We start from the raw sequence: 13,412 nt of genomic DNA on the forward strand, positions 1-13,412 counted from the left end.
CAAGCTTGTCAGATCACCGGAGGCCGGCCCAGTCGGGTGAGCCTCCGCACAGTTCGCCACTTCATGGGCCGGCGGGGCTCGCGGGGGGTCCGCCGGCCTTCCGTGAATCCGCCCGCCCGGGCCTTCAGGGCGGCCCCCCGGGGGACGGCGACCTCCACCCGGTCGCCGTCCTGCCCGGCGACCGGGTCCGGCAGGGCGCGCAGATCATCGGGGCGGTCCCCCATGGTGATGATCACCGCGCCCGGCCTGAGGTCCGCCGTCACTTCAGCCTGCTCGACGCCAGGATCGACACCAGGTGCAGCAGGGTCTGGACGACGGCGATGCCGGCGAGGACCGCGATGCCGAGGCGGGTGAAGAAGAGACCGTCGCCCTGGACGGTGTCGAGGACGGCCATCACCAGGATGAAGAGGCTGGCCTCGATCCCGCCGACGAGCCGGTGGAACTTGAGGGCGGCGGCGGCGCGGCGGGCGAGCGCCAGACCGGAGGAGCGGGGCACGGAGGCCTCGTCCTTGACGGCCGGCAGACCGCTGCGCTGGCGGGCGACGTCGACCAGGTCGGTCTCGGCCTTGATCAGGATCGCGCCGAGGGCGGCGACCGTGCCGAGGAAGGCCCACAGCCACTCGGGGCGGCCGTCGCCGAAGGCGTCGGCACCCCGGACTCCGAAGCCGACCAGCAGGGCGGCCTCGCAGATGTAGTGGCCGATCCGGTCGAGATAGACGCCGGTGATCGAGGTCTGTCCGCGCCAGCGGGCGACCTCGCCGTCGACGCAGTCGAGCAGCAGATAGAGCTGGAAGAGGACGGCGGCGAGGATCGCGCCGGTCAGCCCGGGGATCAGCAGGGCCGCGCCGCCGATGACCCCCACCACGATCATGAGATGGGTCAGCTGGTTGGGCGTGATCCTGGTGTTCACCAGATACGGGTCGACGTGCAGCGAGATTTCCCGCATGTACAGGCGTCCGGCCCAGTGCTCGCCGCTTCTCCGGTCCTTCACTCCCTCCGGGTGAACGACCGGGCGGAGCTCAGCTACGGATGGTCTTGGCATAGTCGGCGTACGCGTCCCTGATCTGGTCGGTGGTGAGGTCGAGGTGTTCAAGGATGGTGAAGCGGCCCGGCCTGGTCTGCGGGGCGTACTCCACGGCCGCGACGAACTCGTCGACGGAGAAACCGATTTCGGCGGGCAGCACGGGCAGCTCGTGCCGCCGCAGCACCTCCGCGAAGAGCCCGGCCTGCTGAGGGGCCCCGCGCAGATGCATGGCGAAGGCCGCGCCGAGTCCGACCTGTTCGCCGTGGCTGGCGGCGCGCTGCGGATACAGCAGGTCGAAGGCGTGGCTGATCTCGTGGCAGGCGCCGGACGACGGGCGGGTGTCACCGCTGATCGACATGGCGATGCCGGTGAGGACGAGCCCCTCGGCGAGCACGGTGAGGAACTCGTCGTCGGCGACCGAGCCGGGGTGGCGCAGTACGGACTCCCCCGCCGTGCGGGCCATGGCGGCGGCGAGTCCGTCGACGGGCTCGCCGTTCACGCGGTGGGAGAGCTCCCAGTCCGCGATCGCCGACAGATTGGAGACCGTGTCGCCGACGCCGGAGCGGATGAACCGGGCCGGGGCGTCGCGGATCACATCGAGGTCGATGACCATGGCGATGGGCGTGGGCACGCCGTAGGAGCCCCGGCCGTTGTCGTTGTCGAGGGTGGCGACCGGCGAGCAGATGCCGTCGTGCGCCAGATTGGTGGCGACCGAGACCAGCGGCAGGCCGACCCGGGCCGCCGCGTACTTGCTGACGTCGATGATCTTGCCGCCGCCGAGGGCGACCACGGCGTCGTACCGCTGTCCCTTGATGGCGTCGGCGAGCCGGACGGCCGAGTCGATGGTGCCGTCGGCAACCTCGAACCAGTCCGCGCCCGGCAGCGCCGGCTCCAGCTTCTCGCGCAGCGCGCGGCCGGAGCCGCCGCTCAGCGCGACGGCGAGCTTTCCGGACGCGGAGATCCGCTGGTCGGCGAGGAGGCCGGCCAGATCGTCCAGCGCTCCCCGCCGGATGTCGACGACGACCGGCGAAGGGATGAGCCGGGTCAGTACAGGCACGCGATCTCACGGCCCTTCGCGAGGTCGTCGTGGTTGTCGATCTCCACCCACGGCACGTCCCCGATGGGGGCGACGTCCACGGTGACGCCTCGGTCGATCAGTTCCTGGTAGCCGTCCTCGTAGTAGAGGTCGGGGTCGCGCTCGAAGGTCGCCCTGAGGGCGTCCGCCAGTTCCTCGGCGGCCTCGGGCTCGATCAGGGTGACGCCGATGTACTCGCCGGTGGCGGTGGCGGGGTCCATGAGCTTGGTGATCCGGCGGACGCCGAGGCCGTCCTCGGTGATCACCTTCATCTCCTCGTCGGCGAGGTTCTTCACCGTGTCGAGGGCGAGGATGATCTTCTTGCCGTCGCCCCGGGCGGCGAGCAGGGTGCGCTCGACGGAGACCGGGTGGACGGTGTCGCCGTTGGCGAGGATGACGCCCCGCTTCAGCACGTCACGGGCGCACCACAGGGAGTAGGCGTTGTTCCACTCCTCGGCCTTGTCGTTCTCGACGAGGGTCAGCTTCAGGCCGTACGCGGCCTCCAGCGCGGCCTTGCGCTCGTGGACGGCCTCCTTGCGGTAGCCGACGACGATCGCGGCCTCGGTGAGACCGATCTCGGCGAAGTTGGCGAGGGTCATGTCGAGGACGGTCTTGGAGACCCCGTCCCGCTCGGGGCCCACGGGCACGAGGGCCTTGGGAAGCGTGTCGGTGTAGGGGCGAAGACGCCGTCCGGCACCGGCGGCCAGGACAAGGCCGATCATGCGGGTTCTCCTTCGTCATGTACGGCGGGCGCGGCGGAGGACACCCAGAAGCGGATGCTCTCCACCAGCACCACGAGTGCGACGACGACGGCCAGGGCCGTCAGCGCGATGGTGAAGTCGGTGGCGGTGACCAGTGCGGCCAGCAGCGCGACGGCCAGGATCCGGCCCTCGTGCCCGCCGATCACCCGCACCAGCCACCGCGGCGGCGCCCCGGTGCCCCCGCGGATGCGGTAGACCGTGTCGTAGTGATGGTAGGCGACCGCCGACACCAGGCCGAAAGCGGCGGGCAGCGCCCCGTCCACGTCGGCGCGGGCGGCCAGGGCCAGGATCGTGCCGTACTCGGCGGCCCGGAAGGCGGGCGGGACCAGCCAGTCGAGCGCGCCGCCCAGCGGGCGGGCGACGGCGAGGCCCGAGGTGAGGACGTAGCCGACGGCGGCGAGGAGCGGCCAGAGGGAGCCGTACGGGCTGAGCACGGCGGTGGCGGCCAGCGCGCCGCCGCCCAGCAGGGCGATGACGGGCGGGGCGATCGCGGGCAGCCGGCGCGCGAGCGGGCGGGCGGCCCTGGCGACGGTCTCGGCGAGCGGCCCGGAGTCGGCCAGCTCCGCCAGCGCCCGGGTGGCGCGCTCGGTCCTGGTGGCCTTGCGGGTCAGCGAGCGCAGCAGCCGGCCGGCGGTGGTGTAGCAGGCGGCGAAGCCGCAGCCCACGAGGAGCGCGTAGAAGACGATCCGGGGGGTGGTCACGGCGGTCAGCACGGCGATCATGGCCCAGCGCTCGCCGATCGGGAGGACGATCATCCGGCGCACCCAGACCGTCCAGCCGACGCTGTCGAGCTTGTCGGAGAGGGCGGCGGTGGGGCTGGTGTTGGAGACCGCGTCGTGGTTGGCCTCGTTGAAGGAGAAGTCCACGACATGCCGGCAGGTCTGGAGCACCATCGCGCCGAGTGCCAGCGCCCACACGTCGTCGCCCGCCCGGGCCGCGCCGAGCGCCAGGCCCGCGTAGAACGCGTACTCCTTGGCCCGGTCGAAGGTGGCGTCGAGCCAGGCCCCCATCGTGGAGTACTGGAGGGAGTAGCGGGCGAGCTGGCCGTCGGCGCAGTCCAGCACGAAGGAGAGGAGCAGCAGCAGACCGGCGACGGCGAAGCCCGCCCGGGTGCCGGTCGCGGCGAAGCCCGCCGCGATCAGCGCGGTGATCAGCGACGCGGTGGTCACCTGGTTGGGGGTGAGACCCCGGCGGGCGCACCAGCGGGCGATGTGCCGTGAGTACGGGCTGACGCAGTACGTGGTGAAGAAGCCGTCGCGGGCCTTGACCGAGGAGCGCAGCCGTACGGCCTCGTCGTCGACGGCCAGGACGGCCTGCCGGGCCTCGTCCAGGGCCCGGGGGTCGCCGGGGACGGTCGCGACGAGGGAGCCCAGCTCGGGCCGGTGCACGGGGGTGCCGTCGGCCTCCACCCCCTGGGCGAGCACATCGGGCAGCACGGTGTCGGAGGTGATCACGGCCGGGGCCTCGGCCGCCGCCCGCGCGGTGTCCGGGGCGCCGGTGCCGGCGAGCGCCCTGACGAGGGCGGCGCGGCCGGCGGGCTGGACGGTCAGCGCGCCGGGGACGGCGGCCGCCGGGAAGCGGGGGTCGGTCAGCGCGAGGCGCAGCGCGTGGACGTGGCCGACGAAGCGGGCGTCCACGACGGCGACCCGGTCGGCCCCCGGGACCTCGGCGAGCAGCTCGGCGGTCCGGTCGGCTCCGGGGGAGACGCGTACGTCGAAGCCCAGCGACCGCAGATCGCCCTCGAGCGACGAACCGGGCACGGGCGGACCGGTGAGGATGGCGGTCGACAGACGAACTCACTCCTTGGAACCGAGGGTGTGGGTGCGCGACGGCCCGGCCCGTCACTCGGGCGGCAGCACGTCGGCAAGGCTTCGGCAGAGGCTATCGGATGCGCTCAGAGGGGAGTTCACTGGCCGTTTACGCCCCGATCGGGCACCGGTCGCCGTGACAGAACCCCGGTGGGGCCCAGTCGGAGATCATCATCGTTGATCAGTGCCCCGGCCCACAAACCCGGCCCCCCGGGGAGCGGGCCCGATCCGCGGGGCCGCTCATGATCGGCGCGGTCCCGGGGCGATCCGGGGGCCAGGCCATAGGCTGACGGTATGACGTGGCTGATAACAGGTGGAGCGGGATACATCGGCGCGCATGTGGCGCGGGCGATGACGGAGGCCGGCGAGCGGGTCGTCGTGCTGGACGACTTGTCGTCCGGTGTGGTCGAGCGACTGCCCGAGGGGGTCCCGCTGGTACGGGGGGCGGTCCTGGACCGGGAGCTGCTGGACCGCACCCTGGGGGAGCACGGGATCACGGGGGTCGTCCATCTCGCGGCCAAGAAGCAGGTCGGCCAGTCGGTCGAGGAGCCGCTGCGGTACTACCGGGAGAATGTGCACGGGCTGACCGTGCTGCTGGAGGCGGTCGTCAAGGCCGGGGTGGGCACCTTCCTCTTCTCCTCGTCGGCGGCCGTGTACGGGGTGCCCGAGGAGCTGGATCTGATCCCGGAGTCGGCCCCCTGTGCCCCGATCAACCCCTACGGCGAGACCAAGCTGGCCGGGGAGTGGCTGGTACGGGCCGCCGGGCGGGCGCACTCCCTGTCGACGGCGTGCCTGCGGTACTTCAATGTGGCCGGCTCGGCCTCCCCCGAGCTGTCGGACATCGGGGTTTTCAACATCATCCCGATGTTCTTCGACCGGATCACCCAGGGCGACGCGCCCCGGATCTTCGGCGACGACTATCCGACGCCGGACGGCACCGGCATCCGCGACTACATCCATGTCGCGGATCTCGCCGACGCGCACCTGGCGGTGGCCCGCAGGCTCGCCGCGCAGCGGACGCCGGGGGATCTGACGGTCAACATCGGACGCGGCGAGGGGGTCTCGGTGCGGGAGCTGGCCTCCCTGGTCGGCGAGGTCACCGGGCGGCCGGTGGAGCCGGTGGTCGAGCCGCGCCGCCCGGGCGACGCGGCGAAGGCGGTGGCCTCGGTCGAGCTGATCGGCGAGGAGCTGGGGTGGACGGCCTCGCGCGGGGTGCGCGAGATGGTCGAGTCGGCGTGGGAGGGCTGGTGCCTGCGGCACCCCGAGGCCCGCGCGCGATGAGCGCCCCGGCCGCCGGGCCGGGAGCCGTCCCGGCGTTCCCCGGACGAGCCGTCCAGGCCTGCGCGGGATGACCGGACCGGGTGCGCCGCGGCCGTCGCCCGCGGCGCGCCCGACCGGTCCGAAATGATCTCTCACCGCGCTGACCTGCGGATCGTTTCCGCAGGTCAGGCGATATGACAACGGTGTTCAGTGCCGTGTTGCCCATACCCCCCACCCGTAGTTGACTGAGGTCGGAATCAGACCGATCTCCGACGACTGGGAGGCGTTTTCGATGGGGGCTGGGCACGACCACGGACACACACACGGAGGGCCGCCGCCGACCGGCACCGCCGCCGCGGCCTACCGGGGGCGGCTGCGGATCGCCCTGGCGATCACCCTGGGCGTGATGGTCCTGGAGATCGTCGGCGGGTTCGTCACCGGTTCGCTCGCCCTGGTCGCCGACGCGGCGCACATGGCCACCGACGCGGTGGGCCTCGCCATGGCGCTGCTGGCCATCCACTTCGCCAACCGGCCGGCGAGCGCCAACCGCACCTTCGGCCTCGCCCGCGCCGAGATCCTCTCGGCGCTCGCCAACTGTCTGCTGCTGCTGGGCGTCGGCACCTATGTGGTGTACGAGGCGATCCAGCGGTTCATCACGCCCACCGAGACCGAGGGCGGGCTGACGATCGTCTTCGGCCTGATCGGCCTGATCGCCAATGTGATCTCCCTCTCGCTGCTGATGCGCGGGCAGAAGGAGAGCCTCAATGTGCGGGGCGCGTATCTGGAGGTCCTCAACGACGCGCTGGGCTCGGTCGCCGTCCTGGTCTCGGCGACGGTGATCCTCACCACCGGCTGGCAGGCGGCCGACCCGATCGCCTCGCTGCTGATCGCGCTGATGATCGTGCCGCGCACGGTCAAGCTGCTGCGCGAGACGCTGCGCGTCCTGCTGGAGATCGCGCCCAAGGACGTCGACATGGACGAGGTACGGGCGCACATAGTGGCGCTGCCCGGCGTGGAGGACGTCCACGATCTGCACGCCTGGACGATCACTTCCGGGATGCCGGTGCTCTCCGCGCACGTGGTGGTGAGCCAGGGCGTGCTCGACTCCATGGGCCACGAGAGGATGCTCCACGATCTTCAGGGCTGCCTCGGATCGCATTTCGACGTGGAGCACTGCACCTTCCAGCTGGAGCCCGCCGGCCACGCGGAGCACGAGGCGAGCCTCTGCCACTGACGCCCGGAGCGCGCTCCCGGCCCGCCGGCGGCCCGGCGGGCCGGGCGGGCGGCGGGGGCCCGGGAGGCCCGGGGGAGGACATGCCCGGCCGTTCGAAGTGAGGACAAGCCGCTTTTGTACGGCAGACTGGGCAGGCCCCTCAGGGCGAGGACCTCAGCGAAGGATGGTTATGCCGACCTCACCGACCTCACCGGCCACCGCCACGGACAGCCCGTCGACGGACAGCGCGTCGAGAGCCACCGGTGCCCCACCGGAGATCCTGCTCGAACTGGTCGACGAGCACGGCAACACCATCGGCACCGCGGAGAAGCTCACCGCCCACCAGGCCCCCGGGCTGCTGCACCGGGCGTTCTCGGTCTTCCTCTTCGACGAGCGGGGACGGCTGCTGCTCCAGCGCCGCGCCCTGGGGAAGTACCACTCCCCCGGCGTCTGGTCGAACACCTGCTGCGGCCACCCCTACCCCGGCGAGGCCCCCTTCGCCGCCGCCGCCCGGCGCACCCACGAGGAGCTGGGGCTCTCGCCCACGCTGCTCGCGGAGGCCGGCACGGTCCGCTACAACCACCCGGACCCGGCCTCGGGCCTGGTGGAGCAGGAGTACAACCATCTCTTCGTCGGACTGACGCGGACCGCGCCCCGGCCGGACCCCGAGGAGGTCGGCGAGACGGCCTTCGTGACACCGGCGGAGCTGGCCGAGCGCGACGCCTCGGCCCCGTTCTCCGCCTGGTTCCACACCGTGCTGGACGCCGCGCGCCCCGCCATCAGGGAGCTGACGGGCCCGGCCGGCGGCTGGTGAACCCCGTCGGTGCCGCCGCCGGGCCCGCTCCCGGCGGCGGCACCGGCGCCGGCACCGGGGTCAGCGGCAGCTCGGCCCAGACGACCTTGCCGCCCCGCGCCGTGCGCTCGACATGGTGACGGCCGCCCGCCTCGCGGGTGATCTCCCGTACGAGCATCAGCCCGCGCCCGCCGGTCCGCCGGCAGTCCGACTCCAGCGCCCTGGGCCGGCAGGGGTGGTCGTCCTCGACCGAGACCCTGATCCGGCCGCCCCGGACGGCCAGCTCGACGGAGAGTTCCGGCGAGAGCGGGGCCGCGTGCCGGACGACGTTGGTCACCAGCTCCGAGACGATCAGCAACAGCCCGTGGACGACGGGATCGCCCGTCGGCACACCCTGGCGGCGCAGCAGATCCCGGACGGTGTGCCGGGCCCTGGGCACCGACGCCTCGGTCGCCGGGGCCGTGAATCTCCACACCCCCTCGCACGACCGTGGCCGGGCGGGGACACTCCCGCGGCTCTCCATGGATCCGGCACCCACCCTCGGCTCGACTGCCCGGCTTCTGGGGAGCAAGTGTTGGCAGCGGGCCGCCCCGGACCGGGGCACTGAACAGAAATCAGCGCCAATCGGCGTTTTCTGACCGAGCGCGTATGACAGGGGCAGGTGTACGACTGCTTATGGCCGGTCGCCCGGGATGTCACCGGAAGCACTCGTACCGCTTCCGGGGCCGGCGCCGGACTGCGGCCCGGGCCCCGGCTCGGTGACCGCTCCGACGATCCGCCGGCCGCCGACGCCGATGGCGATCAGCCCGAGCCCGTCGAAGAGCAGGGCCAGCGAGAAGAAGAGCCCCAGGACGTACCGGCTGCTCTCCGGCCAGTTGCCGAGCACCAGAATGCCCAGCAGCAGCAGAAAAGCGCCCTGGAAGAGCGTCCAGCCGAACTGCGGGCCGCGCACCACCAGCGAGCCGACCAGCCTGAAGAGCCCGCCGGTCAGGAAGAGCAGCGCGGCGAAGAGGGTCAGCGTCTCCGCCGATCCCTCGGGGTGGCGGATGACGACCACGCCCGCCGCGATGTTCAGGGCGGCGACCACCACGGCCAGCCAGAAGTACTCGCTGCCGCGGGACTGGACCGCCTGGACCAGGCCCACCACTCCGCCGATCAGCAGCAGCCAGCCGAAGAGGAGCATGGAGGTGAGGGTCGCGAGGCCCGTGTAGACGAGCCCCACCACCCCCGCGATCACGAGAATCACTCCGAGGGCGGCCAGCAGGCCGAAGCCCCGCTTCAGCTCTTTGGGACCCTGGACGGTATCGGCCATCGTCTCCTCCTCGCCGCACCCCCCTCGTACCCCTTCTTGATCGTAAGTCCGGGCGGGCGGGATAGCATCCGGCGCATGAACCAGCCGGAATCCCCGCCGCGGCTGACGCACACCGTCGCCGGCGGCGTCGCCACTGTCGTGATCAGCAACCCGGCCAGGCGCAACGCGATGACCACCGGGATGTGGAAGGCGCTGCCCCTGCTGCTCGACGCGCTCGCCGGGGACCGGGCCGTACGGGCCCTGGTGCTCACCGGCGACGGGCCGACGTTCTGCGCCGGGGCGGACATATCCTCGCTGCCGGGGCCGCACGGTCCTGGCGAGTCCCCGCAGGAGCTGGCGGTGCGCGCCGAGGAGGCGCTCGCCGCCTTCCCCCGGCCGACGCTCGCCGCGGTGCGCGGCCACTGCGTGGGCGGCGGCTGCCAGCTGGCCGCCGCCTGCGATCTGCGGTTCGCGGAGGAGGGCGCGTCCTTCGGGGTCACCCCGGCGAGGCTGGGGATCGTCTATCCGGGCTCCTCCACCCGCCGGCTGGTCGCGCTGGCGGGGCCGTCCACGGCCAAATACCTGCTGTTCTCGGCCGAGTTGATCGACACGGCGCGGGCGCTGCGCACCGGGCTGGTGGACGAGGTGCTCCCGGCCGGCGGGCTGGACGAGCGGGTGGCCGCGTTCACCTCGGTCCTCGTCGGGCGCTCGGCGCTGACGCAGACCGCGGCCAAGGAGTTCGCGGCGGGCCGTCCCGACCGGGACGCCCACTGGGCCGCCCTGGCGGTGGAGCAGGCCGCCCCGGGCGGCGACACCGCGGAGGGCGTCGCCGCCTTCCTGGAGCGGCGCTCGCCCCGCTTCACCTGGTGCGGGTGAGGGCGGTCAGCCCTGACCGGCGGTGTTCCGGGGCTGTGCCCGCCAGTGGGCGACGATCTCCGGCGGGGCCTTGTCGGGGGATCCGGCGTCGTACGGGGGGTGCGGATCGTACTCGGTGAGCAGCTGGACGGTCCGGGCCAGATCGTCGCCGCCGATCCGGCCCAGCAGATGCAGCGCCATGTCGATGCCGGCCGAGACCCCGGCGGCGGTGACGTACTTCCCGTCGAAGACGACCCGCTCGCGCGTCGGCACCGCGCCCAGCGGGGTCAGCTCGTCCATGGCGAGCCAGTGCGTGGTGGCCCGGCGGCCGGTGAGGAGTCCCGCCCCGGCGAGGACCAGTGAGCCGGTGCACACCGAGGTGGTCCAGGTGCTGGTGGCGTCGGCGGTGCGCAGCCAGTCGAGTACCGCCGGGTCGCGCCCGGCCGCGTCCGAGCCCGGACCGCCCGGCACCAGCACGATGTCGGGATCCGGCACCTCGTCGAGGGTCCGGTCGGCGACCAGGGCGAGCGAGCCCTGGTCGTTGCGGACCGGTCCGGCCCGCTCCGCGACGAAGACGGTCTCGGCACCGGGCGTGCGGCCGAGGAGTTCATAGGGGCCGACGGCGTCGAGGGTGGTGAAGCGGTCGTAGAGCAGTACGGCGATACGCACGGTGTTTTCCCTTCGGTGACGGTGACCGCGGTGACTGCGGTACGGGAAAGGCCGGTTGGGGCCGGTGATACAGAGGAAACCGTAGAGCCTCATACGCCGACGGAACCGGGGCGGGCTCCGGGGGACTGCGCGGACACGGTCCAAAGGCGACATCTCCACCGCGCACCCGGCACAATGCAGTCTCAAGCAGAGCCAGCAGGAGAAGGCGAGTCGGGGAAACGTGACGACGTCCATCGAAGGCAGGATCGCCGAGGAACTCGGCGTACGGGAGCGTCAGGTCAGGGCGGCCGTCGACTTGCTCGACGGCGGTTCGACCGTGCCGTTCATCGCGCGTTACCGCAAAGAGGCGACCGAGACGCTCGACGACGCGCAGCTGCGCACGCTGGAGGAGCGGCTGCGCTATCTGCGGGAGCTGGAGGACCGGCGGAGCGCGATCCTCCAGTCCGTGCGCGAGCAGGGCAGGCTGGACGGGACGCTGGAGGCGCGGATCCTGGCCGCCGACACCAAGGCCCGCCTGGAGGACATCTATCTGCCCTTCAAGCCCAAGCGCCGGACCAAGGCGCAGATCGCCCGTGAGGCGGGGCTCGAACCGCTGGCCGACCGGCTGCTGACCGACCCCTCGGCGGATCCGCCGGCCGCCGCCGCGGCCTTCGTCGACGCGGACCGGGGGGTCGCGGACGGCGCGGCGGCCCTGGAGGGCGCGCGGTCGATCCTCACCGAGCGGTTCTCGGAGGACGCCGATCTGATCGGCGAGCTGCGCGAGCGCATGTGGACGCGCGGCCGGGTCGCCGCGAAGGTCCGTGAGGGCAAGGAGGAGGCGGGGGCGAAGTTCGCCGACTACTTCGACTTCGCCGAGCCGTTCACCGAGCTGCCCTCCCACCGGGTGCTCGCCATGCTCAGGGGCGAGAAGGAGGACGTCCTCGATCTGGCCCTCGAACCGGAGGAGGCCGTGGACGGCCCTTCGGCGTACGAGTCCATGGTGGCCCGCCGCTTCGGCGTGGCCGACCGGGGCCGCCCGGGCGACAAGTGGCTGGCGGACACGGTCCGCTGGGCCTGGCGGACCAGGATCCTGGTGCATCTCGGCATCGATCTGCGGCTGCGGCTGCGCACGGCGGCCGAGGACGAGGCGGTACGGGTCTTCGCGGCCAATCTGCGGGATCTGCTGCTCGCCGCGCCGGCCGGCACCCGTGCCACGCTCGGCCTCGACCCCGGTTTCCGTACCGGGGTGAAGGTCGCCGTCGTCGACGCGACCGGCAAGGTCGTCGCCACGGACACGATCCATCCGCACGTCCCGGCGAACCGCTGGGACGAGTCGCTGGCGAAGCTGGCGCGGCTCGCGAAGGAGCACTCGGTCGATCTGGTCGCCATCGGCAACGGCACGGCCTCGCGCGAGACCGACAGGCTCGCCGGTGAGCTGATCTCCCGCAACCCGGAGCTGGGTCTCACCAAGGTGATGGTCTCGGAGGCGGGCGCGTCGGTGTACTCGGCCTCCGCCTTCGCCTCGCAGGAGCTGCCGGAGCTGGATGTGTCGCTGCGCGGGGCGGTCTCCATCGCGCGCAGGCTCCAGGACCCGCTGGCGGAGCTGGTGAAGATCGACCCCAAGTCGATCGGGGTGGGTCAGTACCAGCACGACCTGGCCGAGGTGAAGCTCTCGCGCTCGCTGGACGCGGTGGTCGAGGACTGTGTGAACGGCGTCGGGGTGGACGTCAACACCGCTTCCGCGCCGCTGCTGTCCCGGGTCTCCGGCATCAGCGCCGGGCTCGCCGAGAACATCGTGGCCCACCGGGACGCCAACGGGCCCTTCCACTCCCGCAAGGCGCTCAAGAAGGTGGCCAGGCTCGGCCCCAAGGCGTACGAGCAGTGCGCGGGCTTTCTGCGGATCCGGGACGGCGAGGACCCGCTGGACGCCTCCAGCGTGCACCCGGAGGCGTATCCGGTGGTGCGCCGGATGGCGCGGACGGCGGGCGGCGAGGTCGCCTCGCTGATCGGCAACGCCGGGGTGCTGCGGTCGCTGCGGCCCGGTGAGTTCGTGGACGAGTCCTTCGGTCTGCCGACCGTGACGGACATTCTGCGCGAGCTGGAGAAGCCGGGGCGCGACCCGAGGCCCGCCTTCCGGACGGCGGCCTTCAAGGAGGGCGTCGAGAAGATCGGCGATCTCTCCTCCGGGATGGTCCTCGAAGGGGTGGTCACCAATGTGGCGGCCTTCGGGGCCTTCGTCGACATCGGCGTCCACCAGGACGGTCTGGTGCATGTGTCGGCCATGTCCAGGACCTTCGTCAAGGATCCGCGCGAGGTGGTGAAGCCCGGCGACGTGGTGAAGGTCAAGGTTCTCGACATCGACATCCCGCGCAAGCGGATCTCGCTGACGCTGCGGCTGGAGGACGAGGCGGCCCCGAAGTCCGCCGACGGCCAGGAGCGGACCGGCGGGGGCGGACGGGGACGGCGGGAGCGCGGCGGCGGACGGCCGCAGCAACAGCAGCAGCAGCGCGGCCGGCAGGACGGCGGCGGCGGCAACGGACGCGGACGGGGCGGTGAGCGCCAGGGCGGTGGGCGCGGCGAGCGGCAGGGGCCGCCCCCGGCGAACAGCGCGATGGCCGACGCGCTGCGCCGCGCGGGGCTGACGGATCCCGGCCGGCGGCGGTAGTACCCGCCGGTCGGGGCCG

The 13,412-nt window shown here is 72.6% G+C and carries 11 protein-coding genes and 2 pseudogenes; 5 read left to right on the forward strand and 8 right to left on the reverse strand.

The window, feature by feature from the left end; all coding sequences use genetic code 11:
• Positions 1-8: 8 nt before the first annotated feature.
• The 5 genes and pseudogenes from ABD371_RS08525 to ABD371_RS08545 form a co-directional block, all read right to left on the reverse strand.
• A pseudogene (locus tag ABD371_RS08525) lies at positions 9-143 on the reverse strand (glycosyltransferase family 2 protein); the annotation flags it as partial.
• Between the two features lie 116 nt (positions 144-259).
• On the reverse strand, positions 260-1,042 hold the full coding sequence (locus ABD371_RS08530; RefSeq protein ID WP_344474494.1) for a CDP-alcohol phosphatidyltransferase family protein: 783 nt from the start codon (positions 1,040-1,042) through the stop codon (positions 260-262).
• Positions 1,020-2,081 (reverse strand): iron-containing alcohol dehydrogenase family protein, encoded by a 1,062-nt coding sequence (locus ABD371_RS08535; RefSeq protein WP_344474496.1) that lies wholly within the window; start codon positions 2,079-2,081, stop codon positions 1,020-1,022. The genes ABD371_RS08530 and ABD371_RS08535 overlap by 23 nt, the downstream gene beginning before the upstream one ends.
• Positions 2,069-2,821, reverse strand: a complete 753-nt coding sequence (locus ABD371_RS08540; protein WP_344474498.1) for a phosphocholine cytidylyltransferase family protein — start codon at positions 2,819-2,821, stop codon at positions 2,069-2,071. Before ABD371_RS08540 ends, ABD371_RS08535 begins: the two co-directional genes overlap by 13 nt.
• A complete protein-coding gene (locus ABD371_RS08545; RefSeq protein WP_344474986.1) occupies positions 2,818-4,650 on the reverse strand; it encodes a DUF5941 domain-containing protein in 1,833 nt (610 codons plus the stop codon). The genes ABD371_RS08540 and ABD371_RS08545 overlap by 4 nt, the downstream gene beginning before the upstream one ends.
• A 312-nt stretch (positions 4,651-4,962) precedes the next feature.
• Between ABD371_RS08545 and galE the strand changes: the two genes are divergently transcribed.
• From galE to idi, 3 genes are all read left to right on the forward strand, one after another.
• On the forward strand, positions 4,963-5,949 hold the full coding sequence (gene galE, locus ABD371_RS08550; RefSeq protein ID WP_344474501.1) for a UDP-glucose 4-epimerase GalE: 987 nt from the start codon (positions 4,963-4,965) through the stop codon (positions 5,947-5,949).
• Between the two features lie 271 nt (positions 5,950-6,220).
• Positions 6,221-7,162, forward strand: coding sequence for a cation diffusion facilitator family transporter (locus ABD371_RS08555; protein ID WP_344474504.1), 942 nt, complete (start codon positions 6,221-6,223; stop codon positions 7,160-7,162).
• A 169-nt stretch (positions 7,163-7,331) separates the two neighbouring features.
• Entirely contained in the window at positions 7,332-7,955 is a 624-nt protein-coding gene (gene idi, locus ABD371_RS08560) for an isopentenyl-diphosphate Delta-isomerase (RefSeq protein ID WP_344474507.1), read from the forward strand.
• A 52-nt stretch (positions 7,956-8,007) separates the two neighbouring features.
• Here idi and ABD371_RS08565 read toward each other — a convergent pair.
• A pseudogene (locus ABD371_RS08565) lies at positions 8,008-8,457 on the reverse strand (ATP-binding protein); the annotation flags it as partial.
• Positions 8,458-8,607: 150 nt separating this feature from the next.
• On the reverse strand, positions 8,608-9,246 hold the full coding sequence (locus ABD371_RS08570) for an HdeD family acid-resistance protein (RefSeq protein ID WP_344474512.1): 639 nt from the start codon (positions 9,244-9,246) through the stop codon (positions 8,608-8,610).
• A gap of 75 nt (positions 9,247-9,321) precedes the next feature.
• Between ABD371_RS08570 and ABD371_RS08575 the strand changes: the two genes are divergently transcribed.
• Positions 9,322-10,101, forward strand: a complete 780-nt coding sequence (locus tag ABD371_RS08575; protein WP_344474514.1) for an enoyl-CoA hydratase/isomerase family protein — start codon at positions 9,322-9,324, stop codon at positions 10,099-10,101.
• Between the two features lie 6 nt (positions 10,102-10,107).
• Here the strand turns inward: ABD371_RS08575 and ABD371_RS08580 are convergent, their stop codons facing one another.
• Positions 10,108-10,749 (reverse strand): DJ-1/PfpI family protein, encoded by a 642-nt coding sequence (locus tag ABD371_RS08580; protein ID WP_344474516.1) that lies wholly within the window; start codon positions 10,747-10,749, stop codon positions 10,108-10,110.
• Between the two features lie 220 nt (positions 10,750-10,969).
• On the opposite strand from ABD371_RS08580, the gene ABD371_RS08585 reads away from it, so the two are divergent.
• Entirely contained in the window at positions 10,970-13,393 is a 2,424-nt protein-coding gene (locus tag ABD371_RS08585; RefSeq protein ID WP_344474518.1) for a Tex family protein, read from the forward strand.
• Positions 13,394-13,412 lie beyond the last annotated feature (19 nt).

This window comes from Streptomyces amakusaensis (genome assembly GCF_039532665.1).
Taxonomy (GTDB): Bacteria; Actinomycetota; Actinomycetes; order Streptomycetales; family Streptomycetaceae; genus Streptomyces; species Streptomyces amakusaensis.

Bases quoted from the DNA above. Each gene is read 5' to 3' on its own strand.
- galE (WP_344474501.1), top strand. From the start codon at position 4,963: ATGACGTGGCTGATAACAGGTGGAGCGGGATACATCGGCGCGCATGTG.
- idi (WP_344474507.1), top strand. From the start codon at position 7,332: ATGCCGACCTCACCGACCTCACCGGCCACCGCCACGGACAGCCCGTCG.
- ABD371_RS08570 (WP_344474512.1), bottom strand. From the start codon at position 9,246: ATGGCCGATACCGTCCAGGGTCCCAAAGAGCTGAAGCGGGGCTTCGGC.
- ABD371_RS08540 (WP_344474498.1), bottom strand. From the start codon at position 2,821: ATGATCGGCCTTGTCCTGGCCGCCGGTGCCGGACGGCGTCTTCGCCCC.
- ABD371_RS08555 (WP_344474504.1), top strand. From the start codon at position 6,221: ATGGGGGCTGGGCACGACCACGGACACACACACGGAGGGCCGCCGCCG.
- ABD371_RS08530 (WP_344474494.1), bottom strand. From the start codon at position 1,042: ATGCCAAGACCATCCGTAGCTGAGCTCCGCCCGGTCGTTCACCCGGAG.
- ABD371_RS08575 (WP_344474514.1), top strand. From the start codon at position 9,322: ATGAACCAGCCGGAATCCCCGCCGCGGCTGACGCACACCGTCGCCGGC.